The following is a 23,022-nucleotide window of genomic DNA, read 5'->3' on the forward strand; positions in this document are numbered from 1 at the left end:
CTTTCAGCGGCGCTCAACCCACCACAGCATTCCGGCCGCGGCCAGCATGAACAGTGCCGACGGCGCAGCCGCACTGGCAAAAGGAGGCCAGGCGTTGATCACGCCGAGGTTGGAGAACAAGCCATTGAGCGCGTAGAAAACGATGCCCAGCATCACTCCGGCGAAAATCTTGAGGCTGACACCGCCGACACGGTCATGCGAATAACCGAAGGGCAAGGCCAGCGCCACCATCACCAGCGCAGTCAGGGGATAAAGCAATTTTTTCCATAGCGCGATCTCGTAGCGTCCGGTTTTCTGCCGGTTCTCAGCCAGATGACGGGTATAGTTAACCAGCCCGAACAGCGACATCCGCTCCGGCGAGACCATCAACACCGACAGCAAATCCGGTGTCACCGCCGATTGCCACCACTCACTTGCCGCCCTTTCGACCCGGGCCGACTCACCGGCCAACGCGGTGCGCACCACTTCATGCAACTGCCAGCCATGCTGCGCATCGTATTCGGCAGTCGCCGCGTCGGTCACCGACTGCAACGCATTTTCGGCGTCAAAACGATAAATCCGCACCTGCTCCAGGCGAGCATCCGGCGTTGCCGAACGAATATTGATAAAGCTTTTGCCATCCTTGACCCAGATGCCACTGCCAAAACCCTGCTGCGCAATCACCCGACTCAAGGCGCGCGCTTTCAACTCCTGCGCCACCCGCTCCGACCAGGGGACCAAGGCTTCGCCCACCAGCAAGGTCAGCAGCGCCAACAGCCCAGCCACTCGGAACAAGGTGAGCAACAAATCGCGGGTAGCCAACCCCGAGGCCCGCAACACGGTGATTTCCGAGTGGCGGGCGAGCGTGGACAGCGCATACAAGGTGCCGATCAGGGTAGCGATCGGAATCAGTTCATAAACCAAACCCGGCATGCTCAGGGAAACAAAAAGCAGTGCTTGCGCAACACCGTAGTCGGCCTTGCCGACATTACGCAGCTCATCGATGAAATCGAAAAAACCGAACAGGGCAAGAAAGGCCGCCAGCACCAGGCCGACCGCAGCCAGGACCTCGCGCATCAAATAGCGCTGATAGAGACCCAAACGCAACATCAACCCTCCCTCCGCTGCCAAGGCATGCGGATCGCCACCCGCCGGTAGAAGAGCAGCAGCAGTGGCAACAGCATTAGCGCATGGACAGCCCAGACACCGACCCAGAACGACAGCTTGCCCTGCGACACCCAAGCCTGACTGACCGATAGCAGATTGCTGTAAATCGCATAAATCAGGATCGCAATCAACATGTTGGCGGAACGCCCGGCACGCGGATTGACATAAGAAAGCGGAATCGCCAGCAAGGCCAGGATCAGCGCCGAAATCGGCATGCCGATTCGCCACACCAGTTCGCCCTGGGCCCCCGCCACCCCACTCGCCGCACTGCGCACCAAGTCATCCAGCGGCATCCGGTTGGGCAAGCGTTCGGCAGGCGTCGCCTCGCCATCCTGAGTACGCACCCAGTAACGCTCGAACTCCATGATCCGGAACGCCGGAGTCCCCGGCTCAACCTCGTAACGCCGCCCCTGTTCCAGCACCACGAAGCGGTCACCGTTATCGGCCGTTTCCTGGGTACCGGTATCGGCCATCACCACCCCCAGACGCCCCTCCTGAATCGAGGCGACAAACACGTTGCCGACGCGACTGGCATCATCGGCCAGCGCCTCGACAAAAAACACCCGCTGGCCGCTCTTGACCTCCCGGAAAGAGCCGGGCGAGACCTGGGACAACTCGCTGCGCACCGACAACCGCTGCTTGTAATCGGCGGTGTTGTAGTTGGCCCACGGCGACAAGAAACCAGAGAGCACCGCAATTGCCACCACCAGCGGCAAGGCAAAGCGGACCACCGGCCCCACCCAGGCCGTCAACGGCTGACCGCAGGAAAACCAGACCACCATTTCGGAATCGCGATAAACCCGCGACAGACTGAGCAGAACAGCGACGAACAAGGTCAGCGACAACAGCACCGGCATGAAATTGAGCGCCGCAAAGCCAAGCAGGGACGCCACTGCCTCGGGCGCAATCCGGCCGCCGGCCGCATCCTTGAGCAATCGGATCAATTGGGTGGAAGTCAGGATCGCCAACAGCGCTACGCTGATGCCGGCCGCCGCCTGGGCGAACTCGCGCCGGGCGGCGCGCTCGAATATCATGTTTTGACGAAAGCGAAAAGAAGCGCGGATAATCCGACGGTTACAGATACTTCCCCGTTCAGGAGCAGCCTGTGGAATTTAGCATAAAAAGCGGTAGCCCGGAAAAACAGCGCACGGCCTGCGTTGTTGTCGGCGTCTACGAAAACCGGAAACTGAGCCTGGCGGCAGAGCTGCTGGATAACGCCTCGGGCGGTTATTTGCAGGAAATCATCAAGCGCGGCGATCTCGACGGCAAGCCCGGCAGCACGCTGATGCTCCATCGAGTGCCCGGCACCGCCTGCGAGCGCGTGCTGCTGATTGGCCTGGGCAAGGAAAAGACTTTCCGCGAAAAGGAATTCAACCGTGCCCTGCGGGCCGCCACCAAGGCACTCAACGATGCCAACCTGGCCGACGCCAGCCTGTTCCTGACCGAACTGCCGGTAAAAAAGCGGGACAGCGCCTGGAGGATTCGCCAGGCTGCGAGTGTTGTCAGCGAGACCAGCTATCGCTTCGACCGCTTCAAGAGCAAGCTGGATGACGCCCGCCCGGGCCTGCGCCGACTGGTTCTGATCGTGGATCGCCGCAACGAACTGCCAGCCGCCGAGGAGGCCCTGCAACAAGGTCTGGCCATTGCTGCCGGCACCACGCTCGCCCGCGACCTGGGCAACCTGCCGCCGAATATCTGCCACCCGACCTATCTGGCCGAACAAGCCCGGCAGCTGGCCAGCGAATTCAAGCTCGATTGCGAAATCCTCGAACGCGCCGACATGGAGGCCCTAGGGATGCACTCGCTACTGGCCGTGGCCCGCGGCTCACAACAGCCGCCCAAGCTGATCGTCCTGCACTACCGAGGCGGCGCCGCGCAGGACAAGCCGATCGTCCTGGTCGGCAAGGGCATCACCTTCGACACCGGCGGCATTTCGCTGAAGCCGGGTGCCGAAATGGACGAAATGAAGTACGACATGTGCGGTGCTGCCGGCGTCATCGGCACCCTGCGCGCAGTCGCCGGCATGCAGTTGCCGATCAACCTGACCATCGTCGTTCCGGCAACGGAAAACATGCCCGACGGCAACGCCACCCGGCCGGGAGACATCGTCACCTCGCTCTCCGGCCAGACCATCGAAATTCTCAACACCGACGCCGAAGGCCGCCTGATCCTGTGCGACGCGCTGACTTACAGCCAGCGCTTCGAACCGGATACCGTGATCGACGTCGCCACCCTCACCGGCGCCTGTGTTGTCGCCCTCGGCCAGGTTGCCAGCGGCCTCTTCGCCAACGATGACCACCTTGCCCGCGAACTGCTCGATGCCGGAGAAGAAGCCGACGACCGCGCCTGGCAAATGCCGCTCTGGGAGGACTATCAGGACCTGCTGAAGAGCCCCTTTGCCGACATGGCGAACATCGGCGGCCGCTGGGGCGGCGCGATTACGGCCGCCTGCTTCCTGGCCCGGTTCACCAAAGAATACCGCTGGGCGCACCTGGACATTGCCGGCACTGCCTGGAAATCGGGTGCCGACAAGGGAGCCACCGGACGCCCGGTCCCCCTGCTGACGCACTACCTGATGCGCTGCGCCGGGAAGCTGAATTGACCGAAGTTTTCTTCTACCACGGCGCTGCCGACCGCATTGCCGCTGCCTGCGCGCTACTTGGCGGTGCAGCGGCGCAAAAGAAGGCGGTACTGGTCTACGCTCCGGAAGCCGGGCTGGCCGCGACTCTCGACCGCAGCCTGTGGACGCACAATGCGCTGAGTTTCGTGCCGCATTGTGCAGTCGACTCGCCACTGGCCGCCGAAACCCCGATCCAGATCGCCGCCTCGGCTGCCGCCCTGGCTACGGCCGGCCCGCGCGAGCGGCTGATGAACCTCGGCCAGCAGGCCGCTCCCGGCTTTGCCAGCTATGCGCGACTGATCGAGGTCGTCGGCCAGGACAAAGAGGAGCGGCGGATTGCCCGCGAGCGCGTACAGTTCTACCGGCAATCCGGTTGCGACGTGCGCTTTTTCGACCTTAGCCAGCGCTGAAACCATGCCCAGCCCCATCCTTGCCCGCGCCAACGCCCTGATGCACCGGCATCGCAGCAACGCCGACGACGGCGATGAAATTCCCGTGCTCACCGATGCGGTTGCCAGCAGCGAGGAAGCCCCGCTGCTGACCGACATCCTGTCGCCGGAAATCGCCCCGGCATTGCCGCCGCTGACGGCCCCTGACCTCTGCCTGGAACCCATCGAACCCGCCGCCCCGGCTGCGCGGCCAGACCCGGCCCCGCAGCCGCCAGAGAATGCGCTGCTGCAGGCTCTTTGCCAGCGCGTCGAAGCCCGCCTGGCGGCAGCCCTGCCCGGACTGATCCAGGCCTGCTTGCAGGAAGTGCTCGCCGAACAGGCTACCGCCCCAGACACAGCGGCACCGCGCGACCTGCTGGCCCCCTGAATTGCATCCGCTACCAGCCGGGAGCGAATCGCTCCGGCTGCCTCCGGTATAATCACCGGTTTTCCCCATTTCCCCGTACAGCCCCATGGAACTCGCCAAAGCCTTCGAGCCGGCCGACATCGAACGTCGCTGGTACCCCGAGTGGGAAGCCCAGAATTACTTCGCCGCCGGCGTCGACCGTAACCAACAGGACAATTTCTGCATCCTGCTGCCGCCGCCCAACGTCACCGGCACCCTGCACATGGGTCACGGCTTCAACCAGACGATCATGGACGCGCTGACCCGCTACTACCGGATGAAGGGCCACAATACGCTGTGGCAACCGGGCACCGACCATGCCGGGATCGCGACGCAAATCGTCGTCGAGCGCCAATTGGACGCGCAGGGCATCTCCCGCCACGACCTCGGCCGCGAGAAGTTCCTGGAAAAGGTCTGGGAATGGAAGGAATACTCCGGCAACACCATCACCAAGCAGATGCGCCGGATGGGCACCAGCCCGGACTGGACGCGTGAGCGCTTCACCATGGATGCCGGCCTCAACCAGGTCGTCACCGAGACCTTCGTCCGCCTCTACAAGGAAGGCCTGATCTACCGTGGCAAGCGCCTGGTGAACTGGGACCCGAAGCTGCACACCGCCGTGTCCGACCTCGAAGTCGTGCAGGAGGAAGAAGACGGCTTCATGTGGCAGATCCGCTATCCGCTGGCCGATGGCAGCGATAGCCTGGTGGTCGCCACCACCCGCCCGGAAACCATGCTCGGCGACACCGCCGTGATGGTCCACCCGGAGGACGAGCGCTACCAGCACATGATCGGCAAGATGGTGAAGCTGCCGCTGACCGACCGCGAAATTCCAGTCATCGCTGACGCCTACGTTGACCGCGAATTCGGCACCGGTTGCGTCAAAGTCACGCCGGCACACGATTTCAACGACTACGCCGTCGGCCAGCGCCACAACCTGCCGATGATCTCGATCCTGACCCTGACCGGCCAGATCAACGACCACGCCCCGGAAAAGTACCGTGGCCTCGACCGCTTCGACGCTCGCAAGGCCGTGGTCGCCGACCTCGAAGCGGCTGGCATTCTGGTCAAGGTCGACAAGCACAAGCTGAAGGTGCCGCGCGGTGATCGCACCGGGGTGGTCATTGAGCCGATGCTCACCGACCAGTGGTTCGTTGCGATGAGCAAGCCGGGCGCTGACGGCAAGTCGATCACCGAAAAGGCGCTCGACGTGGTCCATTCCGGCGAAATCAAGTTCTACCCGGAAAACTGGGTCAATACCTACAACCAGTGGCTGAACAACATCCAGGACTGGTGCATCTCCCGCCAGCTGTGGTGGGGCCATCAGATTCCGGCCTGGTACGGCGTCAATGGCGAAGTCTTCGTCGCCCACAACGAGGAAGAAGCCCGTGCCCAGGCCGATCAGGCCGGCTATGCCGGGCAGCTGACTCGTGACGCCGACGTCCTCGACACCTGGTACTCGTCCGCCCTGTGGCCGTTCTCGACGCTCGACTGGAGCGGTGACGAGGCGCAGGATGCCGCCAACCAGATGCTGCAGCAGTATCTGCCGTCGTCGGTGCTGGTCACCGGCTTCGACATCATCTTCTTCTGGGTCGCCCGCATGGTGATGATGACCAAGCACATCACCGGCAAGATCCCGTTCAAGCACGTCTATGTGCACGGCCTGATCCGCGACGGCGAAGGCCAGAAGATGTCCAAGTCCAAGGGCAACGTGCTCGACCCGATCGACCTGATCGACGGCATCGGCATCGATGCGCTGGTGGAAAAGCGCACCTTCGGCCTGATGAACCCGAAGCAGGCCGAGAGCATCGCCAAGAAAACCAAAAAGGAATTCCCGGACGGCATCCCGGCCTTCGGCACCGACGCGCTGCGCTTCACCTTCGCTTCGCTCGCCAGCCCCGGCCGTGACATCAAGTTCGACCTCAACCGCTGCGACGGTTACCGCAATTTCTGCAACAAGCTGTGGAACGCCACCCGCTTCGTGCTGATGAACGTCGAAGGCCAGGACCTGGCGCTCGAACACGAACAAGGGCGCGGCGGTGCATGCACGGTCGACGGTGAGAAAAAGCTGAAATTCAGCTTCGCCGACCGCTGGATCGTCAGCCTGCTGCAAAAGCTGGAACAGGAAGTCGAGCAGCACTTCATCGACTACCGCTTCGACCTGCTGGCGCAGGCGATCTACAAGTTCGTCTGGGACGAGTTCTGCGACTGGTATCTGGAAATCGCCAAGGTGGAAATCCAGACCGGCGACGAAGCCCAGCAGCGCGGCGCCCGCCGCACCCTGGTGCGGACGCTGGAAACCATCCTGCGCCTGGCCCATCCGCTGATCCCGTTCATCACCGAAGAACTGTGGCAGACGGTCGCTCCGATTGCCGGGCGCAAGACGCACGCCTCGCTGATGCAGGCAAGCTACCCGAGCGCCAACCTTGCCCGCGTGGACGAAGCCGCCGAAGCCAAGGTCGAACGGCTCAAGGCCCTGGCTTACGCCTGCCGCAACCTGCGCGGTGAGATGGGTGTTTCGCCGGCACAGCGGATGCCGCTGCTGGTCGCCGGCGGCGGCGAGGAAATGGCGGAATTCGCGCCGATCCTGCAAGCCCTGGCCAAGGTTTCCGAAGTCCAGATCGTCGCCGAGATGCCGGAAGATGCAGTCGCACCGGTCGCCGTGGTCGGCGAAACCCGCCTCATGCTCAAGGTCGAGATCGACGTTGCCGCCGAGAAGGAACGCCTGAAGAAGGAAATCGAGAAGCTGGAAAAGCAGATTTCCATCGCCCAGGGCAAGCTCTCGAACGAAGGCTTCGTCGCTCGTGCGCCGGCCGCCGTGGTTGAGCAGGAAAAGCAGCGGGTCGCCGAGTTCAGCGCCACGCTGGAAAAGCTCAAGCCACAACTGGCCAAGCTGGGGAATTGAGCATGAGCACGCCCGCCGCCCAGCCGGGAGATCGCTTCACCGCGATCTTCTCGGCCTTCATGGTCTTCTGCGTACTGGTCTGGCTGTGGGGCCTCGGCCTGTTCATGCTCTGGCCATGGCAGAAGGGCGGCGAATGGCTGCCCGAGTTCCCGATTGCCGCGATCTGCGCCGACGAGCAAGTCTGTGCCGTGCCCTATGGCGAACTCGCGGCGGCCAAGACGGCCGGCCGGGTGAAAACCCTGCAACTGCCGACCGCCAGCGGCGAAACCGCTTACGAGATGATCGCGCTGCAGTGGAAAAAGCTGCCTGGCGGCGTTGAGGCCAAGGCCTCGGCCTGGAACTTCCAGACCACGGTGCGCTACCGGATCGAAGATGAGATGCCGATTCTGGTCGAGTACCAGGAAATCGGTGGCAAGGTCTTCTTGTACGCCATCGTCGGCGCCCTGATCAGCCTCGGCCTGCTCTATCTGCGCAAGCTGCGGAAATAAGCAGCCAGAGGCCATCAGCCCAAAGCGGGAGTGCGCAAGCCTCCCGCTTTTTTCGTGCCCGTTTGTGGCACCACCTGTTTGGCAGCGACTGGATTTTGCGCCTACGGGGGAACCCGGCCCCGGTCCCAGCCCGGGTGGTACGCTGGCGGCCTCACCCAAGCCAGCAGGATTTGGCGATTACTCACGGTCGACCGTAAAAATGCCCGAAAACGCTCAGCAGGCTGCCCCGGACTCAGCTTCAATGCCAGCAATCCAGTGCAAACCGCGCAAGGCGTTGCCGAGCCAGAAGCCATCCCGCAGATCGGCCGGATAAAGCACTGCCTCGCGCGCCCGGCCGCTGGCCAGCAATTCGCCACGCAAGACGCCGGGCAACGCGCCGCTGGCAAGCGGCGGGGTCAGCAGGATGCCGTCGCGCTCGACAAACAGATTGCTGCGCGCGCCTTCCGCCAGCTCGCCACGCTGGTTCAAAAACACCACATCGAACAGCACCGGGTCGCCGCCGATGCGCTGCAGCGCCGCGTCGTAGAGCGCACGCTGGGTGGTCTTGTGACGGCGCAAGGGATCGTCGGCATCGATCGACTCGGCCGCCAGCCAGGCGCGGCGCGGCCCCTCCGGTTCGGGCTGGAGCGGAAAGGCCGCAACCTCCGGCCGGCCGTCTTTGCCCAGCGTCAAGCGCACCCGCCAGTCGCCAACGGTCTTGTCAGCCGCGAGTTGGTGCAAGGCCGCAGCCACCGCTGATAGGTCGCAGGCAAACCCGAACCAAGCCGCCGAACGGGTCAGCCGGGCCAAATGCCCAGCCAGGGCCGGATAGTCGCCGGCGCTCAAACGCAAGGTTTCAATCAGCCGCAAGCCGGGATCGGCCGCGTGCACAAAGGCGCCCTTGAGCAGGCATTCGCGCCATTCGGCGGCTGGATCGGAGTCGGCGACGATGCCGCTGCCCAGGCCGAGTTGCGCCTGTCCATCGGCAGCAATCGCCAGCGTGCGGATCGCGACATTGAGCCTGAGGTCACCCTCCGGCGAGCGCCAGCCGAGTGCCCCAGTGTACAAGCCGCGCGGCGCTGCTTCGAGTTCGCCGGCGATCTGCATGGCGCGGATTTTCGGCGCGCCGGTGATCGAGCCGCAGGGAAAAACCGCACGCAGCAACTCGCCAAGGCGCTCGTCACCCGGCGCCAGTTCGGCAGAAATCTCGGACACCATCTGCCAGACGCTGGGATAGGCCTCGACTTCGAACAACCGCTCGACACGGACGCTGCCGGCTGCGGCGACGCGCCCAAGATCGTTGCGCAGCAGATCGACGATCATCAGATTCTCGGCCCGGTCCTTGACCGAATCGCGCAAGGCCTCGGGTGGCAAATCACGCGGCGCGGTGCCTTTCATCGGCCGGGTCAGCAAGCGCCGGCCGCGCTTTTCAATGAATAGCTCCGGCGACAGCGAGACAATTGCCTCGCCGCCCGCCGGGTCGCCGACAAAACCGCCATAACGTACCGGTTGCCGCTCGCGCAGGCGTGCGTAGAGCGCCAGGGGCGAACCGAACACCCGGCCGCTGACCGGGAAGGTCAGATTGACCTGATAGCAATCGCCGGCGGAAATCCAGTGTTTGACACGGTCGACCGCAGATAAATAGTCTTTTTCGGCAATCTGCGGCTGCCAGCCGCCGAGACCGGCTACCGGAGCAACACCGACCTGCACCGCCAGCCAGTCCGCCGCCTCGTCGGCCCGCAAGGTCCGCACTGCGGCAAACTGCCAGATCCGCCCCAGCGGCGCCGCACCATCGGCCGGCAGTTGCCAGCCCGCCGGAGCCGCACGCGGCTCAAGCAGGTAGCCCAGCTCGTAATCAAGCGCCAGCACCGACCAGCCAGCGCCCCGCTCGACAGCAGCAAGAGCTGCGGCCAGACTCCCGGCATCGCGAATTTCATGGCAGGCGAGCGGCTGCTCGAATAGCCAAGCGGCGGGTTCGCCGGCCGGCGCCCGCCTGTCTTCAAAAAAGGCAATCAAGGGTGGTGCGGTAAAACGCAGCGACGGAAATTACTTCCGCTTCAGGAAGAACAGGAAAACCTTGTCTTCCTCACCCTGCTCGACCAGTTCATTTCCGGTCTGCTTGGCAAATGCGGGAAAATCCTTCAGCGAACCGGGATCGGTCGCCTGCACGCGCAAGACCTGCCCGGAATCCATTTCGGCCAGCGCCTTCTTGGTCCGCAGGATGGGCAACGGGCAGTTCAGGCCCTTGACGTCGAGATCGCGATCAAAATGCATGGTGTCAGCAACTTATGGCAAAAACAGACGCCCATTTTAGCGCGAATCGCCGACCGTCACCCGCCGTAGCGGCGCTTGATTCAACGCTTTTCCTTCATCTCGTCGATCCGTCGCTGCTTCATCTCGCGCAAGCGGGCATCGATGGTCGAATTTTCAAAAAAGTTGGCATCCCCTGCGCGTTGCGCCAGATTCAGCTGCTCGATGGCCGCCTGGGTCTGCCCCTGCAAAGCCGCCGCCTCCGCCAGCGCCAGATGTTGCGGCGCCCGCCGGCCAAGACCGGCATAGCTTTCGGCACGCAGGCGATAAAGCCGGACCTCGTCGGGAAACGACGACAACTGGGCGTCGACAAAACGCAAGGCTTCCGGATAACGCTTGGCGGCGACCAGCGCCGCTGCATAACCGAAAACCAGCCCATGGTGCCGGGGAAAACGCTCGGCAGCCGCCCGATAGACCGCCAATCCGCCATCAACATCGCCCTGGGCAATCCGCACATCGGCCAGCAGATGTTCGATCATTGCGCTCCCGCTCTTGCCGGCCCTGGCCTCGCGCAAGGCCTGCTCGGCCGCAGCCCAGTTGCGCGCCCGGAACTGCGCCTGAGCCAGGCCGTACCAGGCGGCCGGCCGCACCGCATGCTTGCCTTCGGCCAGCAACTGGGTGAAATCGCGCACGGCTTCCGCCGGAACTCCCAACTGTGCCCGCAAGCGGGCCCTGACGAGATGAAAATCGAGGCTGTCGGGTACTTGCCGATAAGGCGTTTGCAGTTCGCGGTTCTGCATGTCGGTCACCCGCTCGCCACTGAGAGGGTGCGTGCGCAAATAGGCAGTGGCATTGTTTTCGTAAAGGCGCACCGCTTTCTGCAGGCGCTCAAAAAACAGCGACATTCCACGCGGGTCGAAGCCGGCACGCGACAGCAGGTCAAAACCGACCCGATCCGACTCGCGTTCGAAATCCCGCGAAAACGCCAGTTGCGCCGAAATCGCGCCCGCCTGGGAGGTTGCGGCGGCAGCACCGGCCACCTGCCCGTTGGAACGCGCGGCAAGCAGGGCCAAACCCATCGCCACCATCGACGCCATGCCGATCTTCTTTGACTGAAAAACCTGGCGGGCAATATGGCGCTGGGTGACGTGCGCAATTTCGTGCGCGACCACCCCGGCCAGTTCCGACTCGCTCTGCGCGGCCAGGATCAACCCGGTATGCACGCCAATGTAGCCGCCCGGCATCGCGAAGGCGTTGATCGCCGGATCGCTGATCGCGAAAAAATAGAACCCTGTTCCCGGATCAGCACTGACAGCAGCCAGCCGCCCCCCCAACTGATTCAGGTAGGCCTCGATATCGGGATCGTCAAGAAATGCCGGTTCGCGCCAGCGGATTTCGTGCATGATCTGCTGCCCGATCCGCCGCTCGGCGGAAATCGAGAATTCGCTGCCGGCAATATCGCCAAGCTCGGGCAGATCGTCCGCCGGCTGCGCGGGAAATGCCAGCGAAACAGCCAGCAAGGCGGCGAGAAAACGAGAGGAACGACGCATGGTGCTATGATACCCCACTCGCAAAATCGCCATCGCTACCGATGGTAAGCAAAGGTAAATCGCCGTGAGTGACACCCCCGCCTCCCCCCTCACCCACTTTGACGCCAGCGGCCAGGCCCACATGGTCGACGTTGGCAGCAAGGCGGAAACCGCCCGCATCGCCCGTGCTGGCGGCAGCATCCGCATGCAGCCGGCAACCCTGGCCCTGATCCAGGCCGGCAACGCCAAGAAAGGCGATGTCCTGGGCATCGCCCGGATTGCCGCGATTCAGGCCGCCAAGCGGACCGGCGACCTGATTCCCCTGTGCCACCCACTGGCCCTGACCCGGGTAACCGTAGATTTTGAGATTGATGCCGCAGCCGCCACGGTCCGCTGCCAGGTCACCGCAGAATGCTTCGGTCGCACGGGTGTTGAAATGGAAGCCCTGACCGCTGCCAGCGTCGGCCTGCTCACCATCTACGACATGTGCAAAGCGGCTGACCGGGGGATGACCATCGAGAACCTTCGTCTGCTTGAAAAACAGGGTGGCAAGTCCGGGCATTGGACGGCGCCCTGAGCCGAAAAGGGAGCAAGCCTTGACTCCGCGCAAGCCTGCGGCCCGCCATTTGCGTTCGCTGCTGCTCATGGCGCTGGTAGCGGCCAACCTGCTGGTGCTCGCGCTGTCGGTCAGTTCGGTCCGGCAAGCCCGCCTGCAATACGAACAGAATGCCCGCACCCATAGCGAAAACATCGCCCAGGCACTTGACCAGAGCGTCACCAACAGCATCGACAAGATCGACCTGGCATTGCGCAGCGTTGCCGACGAACTGGAACGCCAACTGCAGCAAGGGCGCATTCTTCCCGATCAGGCTGATGCCTACCTGGAGCGCCTGCTCGCACGACTGCCAGAAGTCGAGGCGCTACGCGTTGCCGATGCCGATGGCCGGGTTTTTCTCGGGCGCGGCGTTGACCGTGGAAATCCGGTCAGCTGGGCCGACCGCGAGTACTTTCTCGCCCTGCGAGCCGATCCGCAAGCGGGTTTGCAAATATCGAAACCGCGCATCGGCAAGGTCGCGAAGAAAGCCATCGTCGGCTTTGCCCGCCGCTACAACCACCCCGATGGACGCTTTGCCGGAGTCATTTCGGCTCCGATTCCGGTCGAGCATTTCCAGACCCTGCTGTCCGGCTTCGATACCGGCCCTGGCGGCGCCGTTGTCCTGCGCGATGCAGAACTCGGCCTGATTGCCCGCCATCCGGCGCTGCCGGGCAATCCGGCAGCCAGCGTCGGCAGCCAGAGCGTCTCGCGGGAATTGCAGGAGTTGGTTGCCAGTGGTGTCGCCAGTGCCACCTATCACTCCATCACTGCCTCCGACAAACTTGAACGGATCATCAATTTCCGTCGCCTCGAAAAAGCCCGGATGTACGCACTGGCGGGGATTGCCAGCGACAACTATCTGGCAGGCTGGCGCGACGAACTGCGCAAGACCGCCTGGTTTGCCGGCAGTTTCTGCCTCCTCTCGCTGCTCTGTGGCGGCCTGCTGCTGCATCTGCTCGGCCGCACCCTGCGCGAAAGCACTCGCAACCGGGTATTCCTGCAGCGGGCCGGCGACGGAATCCAGATTCTGAACGCACGCGGCGAACTGATCGAAGCCAATGAGCGCTTCGCTCAACTGCTGGACTACCCTGCCGAAGAATTGCCCGGGCGCAGCATTGGCGACTGGGAAACCGGCTGGGCAGATCCCGCCATCCGCCAGCGCTATCTCGACTGGAACGATGATGATGCCGGCCCTCCCACCTGCTTCGAGACCCGCTACCGCAACCGCGACGGAACCTTGATCGATGTTGAGGTCAGTCTGGGACACTTTGAACTTGAGGGCGCGCGCCATGTTTACGCTGCCGCCCGCGACATCCGCGAACGCAAGCAGGCGGAACGTGAACTGATTGCAGCCAAGCAGGTAGCAGAGGCTGCCAATCTCGCCAAAAGCCGCTTCCTGGCCACCATGTCGCACGAAATCCGGACACCGATGAACGGGATTCTGGGCATGGCGCAACTGCTGCAACTCCCTGACCTGACCATCGCAGAACAACAGGAATACGCCGGCACCATCCTCAGTTCCGGACAAACTCTGCTCGGCCTGCTCAACGACATTCTCGACCTGTCCAAAGTTGAGGCAGGCAAACTAGAGTTGCATCCAAGCGCCTTTACCCCCTCGCAGGTACTGGCCGATACCGCAGCCCTGTTTACCGCCAGCGCCGAACAAAAAGGTCTGACCATCGAAGTCGACCGTGAATCTGCGGCGAGTGGCAGCGTGTATCTCGGGGATGTCACGCGCCTGCGCCAGATGCTGTCCAACCTGGTCAGCAATGCAATCAAATTTACCGATCGCGGCCAGGTCGCCCTGTCGATTCGTGATCTTGCTCCCCCTGACTCCTCACCGGCTCGCCTGCGCTTTGCCGTAACCGACAGCGGTATCGGCATCCCGCCCGAGGCACAAAGTCGTCTCTTCTCGCCCTTCAGCCAGCTTGACTCATCGAGTACCCGCAAATACGGCGGCACCGGACTGGGACTCTCGATCGTGCGCCGCCTGGCCGAATTGATGGATGGTGAGGCCGGCGTCAGCAGTCGCCCCGGGGCCGGTTCGACCTTCTGGTTTGAAATTTCCCTGCCGCGTGCGCAGGGGCTTTCGCCCCTCCCGCCACCGGAGCCCAGCAGCCCTGCCGCTCCCAGCCTATCTGCCCCAATATCGGCGCACATCCTGCTGGTCGAAGACAACGCCACCAATCGCGCAGTGGTCAAGAGCCTGCTGGGAAAATATGGCTACCAGGTTAGTTGCGCTCACGATGGACAAGATGCTGTCGAGCAATTGACCTGTGGTGAGCAGGCGATTGACCTGGTTTTGATGGACTGCCAGATGCCCCGTCTCGACGGTTTCGATGCCACCCGCGAAATACGCTCCTGGGAACATTGTCAGGGACGCTCTCCCTTGCCGATTATTGCCCTGACCGCCGGCGCCTTCCCCGAAGACCGCCAACGCTGCCTGGAGGCCGGCATGAACGATTTTCTTGCCAAGCCGGTCAATGCCGGAGAACTGTTCGCTTGCCTGAAGAAGCACCTGCCCCCCTCGCCTTCGGTACATTGACAGGCGCCCCCGCCTGCCGGCAATGTAGAGGTTTTACTCGCCCACCGGGGGACCTCGCTGCAGGCCGCCCCGGCATTAGCCAAGAAAAGGACTCCCATCGATGATGCCCCTGCGTCGACTGCTGCTGAAAGGCAGCGCAGCCGCTTCGCTATTGCCACTGCTCGGCGGAGGCATGTTGTTGCCTACGCGAGTGCTGGCCGCCGAATGGAACCGCAACGCCTTTACTGCCCGTCAGGCGGGCGATGCGCAAAAAGCCTATGGGGCTGCTCAGGTAAGCGAATCGCGCGAGATCACAATCAACGCCCCTGAAATTGCCGAAAATGGCGCCAAGGTTGAAATCGAGGTCGCCACGACTCTGGCAGGGGCCCGCAGTATTGCCGTTTTCGCCGACAAAAACCCTTACCCCCTGTGCTCCACCATGGACTTTTCCCCGCCAGCCCTGCCCTTTGTCAAACTCCAGGCCAAGCTGGCCGAATCGACCCGAATCCGTGCCCTGGTCCGCACCGGTGACGGAAAAAATTACATCGCCTTTCGCGACGTCAAAGTCACGCTGGGCGGTTGCGGAGGCTGAGCATGGCAGACCCGATCAAGATTCGCGTTCAACAACATGGCGATTTCGCCGACATTCGCATCCTGATGCAGCACCCGATGGAAACCGGGCAACGCAAGGACGACCAAGGCAAAACCGTGGCACTGCAATTCATCCAGACGTTTGCCGTCGAATTGAATGGCAAGCCGCTGATTGAAGGGCAGCTGAATACCTCGATTTCGCGCAACCCGCTATTTGCCTTCCGCGCCCGCGGAATTCGTGCCGGCGACAAGATTGCAGTCAGTTGGACAGACAATGGCGGCGACCGGCGGCGGGATGAAATCACCGTCGCCTGAAACGACGTGAAGCAATAAAAAAACCCGCCGGAAGGCGGGTTTTGTCTTGCGCGGATCCCCCGATCAGGCGCGCTGGATGTTCGAGGCCTGCTTGCCCTTCGGGCCCTGCACGACATCGAAGGAAACCTTTTCGCCTTCCTTCAGGGTCTTGAAGCCATTCATGTTGATTGCCGAAAAATGGGCGAAGAGATCTTCGCTGCCATCATCCGGAGTGATGAAGCCGAAACCTTTGGAATCATTGAACCACTTAACGGTACCGAGTGCCATATCCTTGCTACTTTCCCACAAAAAAACGAACCAAACTCCGGTGCTACCGGACTCCCTGTTTGAGTTCAACGCACCGGTGCGCTGCGGCATCTGCGATACAACTTGAATCCAAACGCCTCTGATTTTTACGCCTGCTGCATTTCGCCGTCAACACATTTCGATGCCGCAGTGCACCATCCATAATCACTTGCACGCGTCTCACCTGGGGGCGCGGCCACAGGCGGTTGCAGATTGAAACCGACTGTATAGAATCCGTCCCATGGCTACACAGACTCACGAAGAAGGTGTTCAGGAGGCTAGCACCACCCTCCCGGAACCTCCGCGCATGTACAAGGTGTTGTTGCTGAACGACGACTACACCCCGATGGATTTTGTCATTCTCGTGCTGCAACGTTTTTTTTCGCACGACACTGAACAAGCGACGCGCATCATGCTCAAAGTTCACAACGAGGGCCGCGGCGTCTGCGGGATTTACCCCCGCGATATCGCGGCCACCAAGGTTGAACAGGTATTAGCTTTCGCGCGTCAGCATCAGCACCCGCTGGCCTGCACCATGGAGGAAAACCAATGATTGCCCAGGAACTCGAAGTCAGCCTGCACATGGCCTTTGTCGAGGCTCGCCAGAAACGCCACGAATTCATCACCGTGGAGCATCTGCTGCTTGCCCTGCTCGACAATCCTTCTGCCGCAGAGGCCCTGCGCGCCTGCGGCGCCAAACTGGATCTGCTGCGCAAGGACCTGGGCAACTTCATCGGTGAGCACACCCCGACCGTGGCTGGCGATGACGATATCGACACCCAGCCGACGCTGGGTTTTCAACGGGTCATCCAGCGCGCCATCCTGCACGTTCAATCATCGGGCAAGAAAGAGGTCAATGGCGCTAACGTGCTGGTTGCGATTTACGGGGAAAAGGACTCGCATGCGGTGTATTTCCTGCAGAAGATGGGCATTACCCGCCTCGACGTAGTCAATTTCATCTCGCACGGAATCAGCAAGGTACCGCAGCCCAGCAAGGCACCAGCCGAAGGCGAAACCGAGCCGGAAGCCGAGCGCGAACAAGGCGGACCGCTGGAGCAATACACGATCAATCTCAATGCGCTTGCCCTGCAGGGCAAGATCGACCCGCTGATCGGTCGCGATAAGGAACTCGAACGGGTGATCCAGACCCTTTGCCGGCGCCGGAAAAACAATCCGCTGCTGGTCGGCGAGGCAGGCGTCGGGAAAACCGCGATTGCCGAAGGCCTGGCCCGGCGCATCGTTGAAGGTGACATTCCCGAAATTCTCGCAAAGGCCAACGTCTACTCGCTGGATATGGGTGCGCTGCTCGCTGGCACGAAATACCGAGGCGATTTCGAGCAACGCCTCAAGGGCGTGCTGAAAACCTTGCAGGAAAACCCCAACGCAATCCTGTTCATTGACGAAATTCATACGCTGATCGGCGCCGGTTCGGCCTCCGGCGGAACACTCGACGCCTCCAACCTGCTCAAGCCCGCATTATCGAACGGTCAGCTCAAGTGCATCGGCGCCACGACCTATACCGAATTCCGGGGTATCTTCGAGAAGGACAGCGCTCTCTCGCGCCGTTTCCAGAAAATTGATGTCAACGAACCCTCGGTAGCCGAAACCATCGACATCCTCAAAGGCCTGAAGGCACGCTTCGAAGCTCATCACGGAATCAAATACTCGACGACAGCACTGTCCTCGGCCGTCGAATTGTCTGCCCGCTATATCACTGACCGCCACTTGCCCGACAAGGCCATCGACGTCATCGACGAAGCAGGCGCCGCTCAGCGGGTGCTTCCCAAGTCGCGACAGAAGAAAGTCATCAGCAAGCAGGACATCGAGGAAATTGTTTCGCGGATTGCGCGCATTCCTTCGCAACACGTTACCATGGATGACCGCAGTGCATTGAGGAACCTCGACCGCGACCTCAAGGCCGTGGTGTTCGGACAAGACAACGCTATCGATGCACTGGCCCGCGCCATCAAGATGGCCCGTTCCGGCCTGGGTAACCCGGGCAAGCCGATCGGCAGTTTCCTGTTCAGCGGGCCGACCGGCGTCGGCAAGACCGAAGTCGCCAAGCAGTTGGCGTACTGCCTGGGGATCGAGCTACAACGCTTTGACATGTCGGAGTACATGGAGCGCCATGCGGTCTCACGCCTGATCGGCGCACCACCCGGATACGTCGGTTTTGATCAGGGCGGACTGCTGACCGAAGCAATCACCAAGAAACCCTACTGCGTCCTGCTGCTCGACGAGATCGAAAAGGCCCACCCGGACGTTTTCAACATTCTGTTGCAAGTGATGGACCACGGCACGTTGACCGACAATAACGGACGCAAGGCCGATTTCCGCAACGTGGTAATCATCATGACCACCAATGCCGGAGCCGCCGACCTGCAGAAAAGCAGCATGGGCTTCACCAGCAGCAAGCAGACCGGCGACGAAATGGCGGAAATCAAGCGGATGTTCACCCCGGAATTCCGCAACCGCCTGGACGCGACCATCCCATTTGCCCCGCTCGACCGGCAGATTATCCTGCGTGTGGTCGACAAGTTCCTGATGCAACTGGAAGAGCAGCTGCACGAGAAGAAGGTCGAAGCGCATTTCACCGAAGCGATCAAGGAGATGCTCGCCGACAAGGGCTTTGATCCATTGATGGGTGCCCGACCGATGGCTCGCCTGATCCAGGACACCCTGCGCGCTGCACTTGCCGATGAATTGCTGTTCGGCAAACTGGCCAGTGGCGGGCATGTCACGGTCGACCTCGATGAACACGGAAAAATCCGCCTGTCCTTCGCTGAAGAAAAGGCAGAAGCAGTGGCCTGAAGCGGCCGCAGAATCCATTACAGCCATGCCCTGCATGGCTTTTTTTTGACCAGGGAGACCTTGAATGAGCTTTAAAACCCCCGACCTCTGCGACGAATTTGAAAATGAACTGGGCCACGGCCTGCGCGTCGTCACCCCGATGTTCAAGCGCTACGGTGGCCGCGCTGCATTTTCCGGACAGATCGTCACCCTCAAACTGTTTGAAGACAATTCGCTGGTTCGCGAAGCCTTCGGTGAAAACGGAACTGGCAAGGTACTGGTGATTGACGGCGGCGGCTCCCTGCGCTGCGCGCTGGTCGGCGACCAGTTGGCGATCCTGGCCAACAAAAACGGCTGGGAGGGCGTAGTGGTTTACGGCTGTATCCGCGACTCAGGCGACATCAACGGAATCGACATCGGGGTCCGGGCGCTCGACACCCACCCGCAAAAAAGTATCAAGAAAGGGGTTGGTGACAAGAATATCGCCGTCACCTTCGGCGGTGTCACCTTCCAGCCCGGAGAATGGCTGTACGCCGATGAAGACGGCGTACTCGTCTCGGCCAGATCGCTAACCTGATCGATCCCGAAACCGAGTTGCCCGGAATTTCAGCCTTCACCCCTCCAGCAGGACACTGCTGTCGCAGCCGATGCGGGCACCCCCCCAGTGGCGACCATTGACAATCAACGGCAAGTTGATTTCCGACAAGACCTCGCCCGTATCTCGGGCGTAGGTCTGCACCAGCAAGGGCAGACGGTTTTTGGCTGCCCGCTGCCCGGTCGGATCCTCCCACAGGCGACGGGTTCGATTGCCGACCAAGTCAACCTGATAATCGCCGGTCAGGGGTTTTGAATGCTTGAGGTTATGGATTGCCCCGTAACCCTTGTTATCGACCACCAGCGCATACGCCCCCCCCTTCAGGCGCCCCAGGGTAGCTTCGGCAATCGGTTGAATCTCGCGCTCGAAAGCGGAAACATAGCTGACCTCGTATTTCTGCGGATTGGTTCCCGGAATGGGGCGGTAATTCTGATCCCAGATATCGATTCCTCTTTGCACCATGGCGGTCAGCGCATCCTGGAACTCCTGCTGGAAGCGGCGCGCCTGCTCAACGTTGTAGTCAAATGCGCCGCGACCGATTTTAAAGCGGGACACCAGTTCCTGAACGCTCTCAGTAGCATTGCTCAAGGTCACGGTAGATTCAGATGAGGTTTTCATGCTCGCCGAGACCTCGGAGGACAAACCATGAACCTGGGTCACCGCATCATGAACCTGGCCATTGGTTGCCCCCAGTTCCTCCATGGCCGCCGCAATCTGGCTCAACTGATCGCTGGTGCGCTCAAAATCCAGAACCATCCGCTGAAACTCGTCGGAAGAACGTTCAACCACCTCACGGGTTTGCCGGACATCACCGTTGATCGCCTCGTTTTCCTGCTGGGTGTCGCGCACCAGAGCAATCATGCCGCCGATGTTTTCATTGATTTCCTGCGTTGCCACATTGACCCGTTCAGCCAGTTTTCTAACCTCATCGGCGACCACTGCAAAGCCTCTACCCGCCTCTCCCGCCCGGGCTGCTTCGATAGCGGCGTTAAGTGCCAGCAAATTGGTTTGATCGGCAATTTCCTTGATCAGCCCGGCGATTTGCCGAATGCTGTCAGAACGCTGCGACAACTGCCCGACCGTGTCGTTGAACCGCCCCAACTTGTCGCTGACTGTCTGCACCTTGTCTACAACCTGCCCGATCTCACCCAGAGACTTGCGCGCATTGGCCAAGTTACTTTCGGTAGACTCGGAAATTCTCTCGGTTGCCGCCGAAACCTCCTCGATTGCCTGCGTCGCCTCATTGCTGGCACCGAAAACCGCTGCCGCAATCTGACTTTGCTGCCCCGAACGCTCGGCCGTGACCGCCACCGCCTTCTTCATCATCACCGCTTCACGGGCGATATTGACGCTCATCTTCCGCACTTCGCTGATGATTTCGCGCATCTTCTCAGCAAACCGGTTGTAGGACTCAGCCAGCGTTCGCAACTCATCGTGCGAAATAGTTGGCAGATTGCGAGAGAAGTCCCCCTCCCCACGCCCAATCTCATCGAAAATTTGCGAGATCAGGCGCACCGGGCGGAGGATCAAATGCCGGATATAGAGAATCTGCAAAACGTTCCAGCAGAGTGCGATACCAGTCAGGATCAGCATCAACAACAAGCCCTGATTCAGGCTATCACTCACCCCCTGCAACACCTCGGCTGAGGTATTGCCTGCACGCAGACGGGCCTCGATGTCGCCTTTTTGTCGCACGTAGATGCCAAGATAAACGGCATCGATCAGCAACAGGAGCAAGAAACTCATCAGCTTCTTGGTCAGCGAATTCCAGAACGTGCGTTCGCTCCAATCATATAAACGCCGAAAAGTCTCCATGCCCATGCCTCCAGATTTGTAGATTTTGGCGAATTCAACGCTTCTTGGAGCACTCCGTCAAGGCTTACCCGACAAGGGTTTTCCCCTTATCAAGCCAGCGTCATTCGGCACCTGCGCAAGCAAAATTTCACTAACGCAAATTATTTTTCACATTATGAAAAATAAAAAACAAGCCAATGATTTTAATAAGAAAAATATTGTCTTATGTCTTATATAAGACTATTGCTGCCCCGCAAAAAAAAAACTATACTTCTCTCCATCGCACAAGCACTCTCCAAACCCCTGGCTTGGCGCAACAAGCAAACTCTCAACCCTACTCTTGAGGAATTCACATGAGCACTCGCGAACAGCAAATCGCCGCCCTGGAAAAAGATTGGGCCGAAAACCCCCGCTGGAAGCTCGTCAAGCGCGGCTACTCCGCTGCTGACGTCGTCCGTCTGCGCGGCTCCCTGCAGCCGGAATACACCCTGGCCCAGCGCGGCGCCAAGATCCTCTGGGATAAGGTCAACGGCGGCGCCAAAAAGGGCTACGTGAACGCCTTCGGTGCGATCACCGCTGGTCAGGCCATGCAACAGGCCAAAGCTGGCCTGGAAGCCGTCTATCTGTCTGGCTGGCAAGTCGCCGCCGACGGCAACACTTCCGAAACCATGTACCCGGACCAGTCGCTGTACGCCTACGACTCCGTCCCGACCATGGTTCGCCGCATCAACAACACCTTCAAGCGCGCTGACGAAATTCAGTGGTCCCGCGGTGTCAATCCGGGCGACGAAGGCTTCATCGACTACTTCCTGCCGATCGTTGCCGACGCTGAAGCAGGTTTCGGTGGCGTCCTGAACGCTTTCGAACTGATGAAGAACATGATCGCCGCCGGTGCCGCTGGCGTTCACTTCGAAGACCAGCTGGCTGCCGCCAAGAAGTGCGGCCACATGGGCGGCAAGGTTCTGGTTCCGACCCGCGAAGCCATCGAAAAGCTGATCTCCGCTCGTTTCGCCGCTGACGTCATGGGCGTTCCGACCCTGATCCTGGCCCGTACCGATGCCGAAGCTGCCAACCTGATCACCTCCGACTACGACGACAACGACAAGCCGTTCCTGACCGGCGAGCGCACCCAGGAAGGTTTCTACCGCGTCAAGAACGGTCTGGAGCAGTCCATCTCCCGCGGCGTTGCTTACGCTCCGTATGCTGACCTCGTCTGGTGCGAAACCGGCGTGCCCGATATCGGCTTCGCCCGCGAATTTGCCCAGGCCATCCAGGCCGCCTGCCCGGGCAAGCTGCTGTCCTATAACTGCTCCCCGTCCTTTAACTGGAAGAAGAACCTGTCTGACTCCCAGATCGCTTCCTTCCAGGAAGAACTGTCGGCACTGGGCTACAAGTACCAGTTCATCACCCTGGCTGGTATCCACGTCAACTGGTACAACACCTTCCAGTTTGCCCACGCTTACGCTCGCGGCGAAGGCATGAAGCACTACGTCAACATGGTTCAAGAGCCGGAATTCGCTGCTCGCGAAAAGGGTTACACCTTCGTCTCCCACCAGCAGGAAGTCGGCACCGGCTACTTCGACGAAGTCACCACCGTGATCCAGGGCGGCTCCTCCTCCGTCAAGGCCCTGACCGGCTCCACCGAAGAAGAACAGTTCCACTAATTAGAACAGGCCGAACGCCAACCGTCACCGCAGTGGCGCAAGGGCCGATCCCGGAAGGGATCGGCCCTTTTTCATTGTTTATCAAACTAAGTAATTGATGACAAAAAAAAATGCTGTC

The 23,022-nt window shown here is 61.1% G+C and carries 20 protein-coding genes; 13 read left to right on the plus strand and 7 right to left on the minus strand.

Going from position 1 to position 23,022, the window contains the following annotated elements; all coding sequences use genetic code 11:
* Positions 1–3 precede the first annotated feature (3 nt).
* A complete protein-coding gene (gene lptG / locus VX159_RS11615) occupies positions 4–1,089 on the minus strand; it encodes an LPS export ABC transporter permease LptG (RefSeq protein ID WP_371323049.1) in 1,086 nt (361 codons plus the stop codon).
* Entirely contained in the window at positions 1,089–2,180 is a 1,092-nt protein-coding gene (gene lptF / locus VX159_RS11620) for an LPS export ABC transporter permease LptF (RefSeq protein ID WP_371323050.1), read from the minus strand. The genes lptG and lptF overlap by 1 nt, the downstream gene beginning before the upstream one ends.
* 71 nt (positions 2,181–2,251) lie before the next feature.
* On the opposite strand from lptF, the gene VX159_RS11625 reads away from it, so the two are divergent.
* The 5 genes from VX159_RS11625 (at position 2,252) to VX159_RS11645 (ending at position 7,993) form a co-directional block, all read left to right on the plus strand.
* Positions 2,252–3,748 carry a leucyl aminopeptidase gene (locus VX159_RS11625; RefSeq protein ID WP_371323051.1) on the plus strand — a complete coding sequence of 499 codons (1,497 nt, stop codon included), beginning with the start codon at positions 2,252–2,254 and terminating at the stop codon, positions 3,746–3,748.
* Complete coding sequence (locus VX159_RS11630) at positions 3,745–4,176, plus strand: DNA polymerase III subunit chi (protein ID WP_371323052.1); 432 nt, start codon at positions 3,745–3,747, stop codon at positions 4,174–4,176. Before VX159_RS11625 ends, VX159_RS11630 begins: the two co-directional genes overlap by 4 nt.
* Positions 4,177–4,180: 4 nt before the next feature.
* The gene (locus VX159_RS11635) at positions 4,181–4,582 is read left to right on the plus strand and encodes a hypothetical protein (protein ID WP_371323053.1); all 402 of its coding nucleotides are present in this window, start codon (positions 4,181–4,183) and stop codon (positions 4,580–4,582) included.
* Positions 4,583–4,667: 85 nt separating this feature from the next.
* Positions 4,668–7,505, plus strand: coding sequence for a valine--tRNA ligase (locus tag VX159_RS11640; RefSeq protein WP_371323054.1), 2,838 nt, complete (start codon positions 4,668–4,670; stop codon positions 7,503–7,505).
* Between the two features lie 2 nt (positions 7,506–7,507).
* Positions 7,508–7,993 (plus strand): hypothetical protein, encoded by a 486-nt coding sequence (locus tag VX159_RS11645; protein WP_371323055.1) that lies wholly within the window; start codon positions 7,508–7,510, stop codon positions 7,991–7,993.
* Between the two features lie 213 nt (positions 7,994–8,206).
* Here the strand turns inward: VX159_RS11645 and pabB are convergent, their stop codons facing one another.
* The 3 genes from pabB to VX159_RS11660 form a co-directional block, all read right to left on the minus strand.
* The gene (gene pabB, locus VX159_RS11650; RefSeq protein WP_371323056.1) at positions 8,207–9,988 is read right to left on the minus strand and encodes an aminodeoxychorismate synthase component I; all 1,782 of its coding nucleotides are present in this window, start codon (positions 9,986–9,988) and stop codon (positions 8,207–8,209) included.
* 30 nt (positions 9,989–10,018) lie between these two features.
* Positions 10,019–10,246: a sulfurtransferase TusA family protein gene (locus tag VX159_RS11655; RefSeq protein ID WP_371323057.1), complete on the minus strand. Its 228-nt coding sequence runs from the start codon at positions 10,244–10,246 to the stop codon at positions 10,019–10,021.
* Positions 10,247–10,326: 80 nt separating this feature from the next.
* Positions 10,327–11,772 (minus strand): M48 family metalloprotease, encoded by a 1,446-nt coding sequence (locus VX159_RS11660; RefSeq protein ID WP_371323058.1) that lies wholly within the window; start codon positions 11,770–11,772, stop codon positions 10,327–10,329.
* Positions 11,773–11,836: 64 nt separating this feature from the next.
* Here VX159_RS11660 and moaC point away from each other — a divergent pair, with 64 nt between their 5' ends.
* The 4 genes from moaC to soxZ all read left to right on the plus strand — a co-directional run bounded on the left by moaC (position 11,837) and on the right by soxZ (position 15,776).
* On the plus strand, positions 11,837–12,328 hold the full coding sequence (moaC, locus tag VX159_RS11665) for a cyclic pyranopterin monophosphate synthase MoaC (protein ID WP_371323059.1): 492 nt from the start codon (positions 11,837–11,839) through the stop codon (positions 12,326–12,328).
* A gap of 19 nt (positions 12,329–12,347) precedes the next feature.
* Entirely contained in the window at positions 12,348–14,891 is a 2,544-nt protein-coding gene (locus VX159_RS11670) for an ATP-binding protein (RefSeq protein WP_371323060.1), read from the plus strand.
* Between the two features lie 100 nt (positions 14,892–14,991).
* The gene (gene soxY, locus VX159_RS11675) at positions 14,992–15,462 is read left to right on the plus strand and encodes a thiosulfate oxidation carrier protein SoxY (protein WP_371323061.1); all 471 of its coding nucleotides are present in this window, start codon (positions 14,992–14,994) and stop codon (positions 15,460–15,462) included.
* A gap of 2 nt (positions 15,463–15,464) precedes the next feature.
* Positions 15,465–15,776: a thiosulfate oxidation carrier complex protein SoxZ gene (gene soxZ, locus VX159_RS11680; protein ID WP_371323062.1), complete on the plus strand. Its 312-nt coding sequence runs from the start codon at positions 15,465–15,467 to the stop codon at positions 15,774–15,776.
* Between the two features lie 63 nt (positions 15,777–15,839).
* Here soxZ and VX159_RS11685 read toward each other — a convergent pair whose 3' ends face one another.
* Positions 15,840–16,043: a cold-shock protein gene (locus VX159_RS11685; RefSeq protein WP_290893394.1), complete on the minus strand. Its 204-nt coding sequence runs from the start codon at positions 16,041–16,043 to the stop codon at positions 15,840–15,842.
* A gap of 259 nt (positions 16,044–16,302) precedes the next feature.
* Between VX159_RS11685 and clpS the strand changes: the two genes are divergently transcribed.
* From clpS to rraA, 3 genes are all read left to right on the plus strand, one after another.
* Positions 16,303–16,614 (plus strand): ATP-dependent Clp protease adapter ClpS, encoded by a 312-nt coding sequence (gene clpS, locus VX159_RS11690; protein ID WP_371323063.1) that lies wholly within the window; start codon positions 16,303–16,305, stop codon positions 16,612–16,614.
* Positions 16,611–18,872: an ATP-dependent Clp protease ATP-binding subunit ClpA gene (gene clpA, locus VX159_RS11695; protein WP_371323064.1), complete on the plus strand. Its 2,262-nt coding sequence runs from the start codon at positions 16,611–16,613 to the stop codon at positions 18,870–18,872. Before clpS ends, clpA begins: the two co-directional genes overlap by 4 nt.
* 64 nt (positions 18,873–18,936) lie before the next feature.
* On the plus strand, positions 18,937–19,428 hold the full coding sequence (gene rraA, locus VX159_RS11700) for a ribonuclease E activity regulator RraA (RefSeq protein WP_371323065.1): 492 nt from the start codon (positions 18,937–18,939) through the stop codon (positions 19,426–19,428).
* A 36-nt stretch (positions 19,429–19,464) separates the two neighbouring features.
* On the opposite strand, the gene VX159_RS11705 is transcribed toward rraA, so the two are convergent.
* Positions 19,465–21,261, minus strand: coding sequence for a methyl-accepting chemotaxis protein (locus tag VX159_RS11705; protein ID WP_371323066.1), 1,797 nt, complete (start codon positions 21,259–21,261; stop codon positions 19,465–19,467).
* Between the two features lie 332 nt (positions 21,262–21,593).
* Between VX159_RS11705 and aceA the strand changes: the two genes are divergently transcribed.
* Positions 21,594–22,904, plus strand: coding sequence for an isocitrate lyase (gene aceA, locus VX159_RS11710; RefSeq protein WP_371323067.1), 1,311 nt, complete (start codon positions 21,594–21,596; stop codon positions 22,902–22,904).
* The last annotated feature ends 118 nt before the right edge of the window (positions 22,905–23,022 follow it).

Origin of the sequence: Dechloromonas sp. ZY10 (assembly GCF_041378895.1) — a bacterium.
Classification (GTDB): domain Bacteria; phylum Pseudomonadota; class Gammaproteobacteria; order Burkholderiales; family Rhodocyclaceae; genus Azonexus; species Azonexus aquae.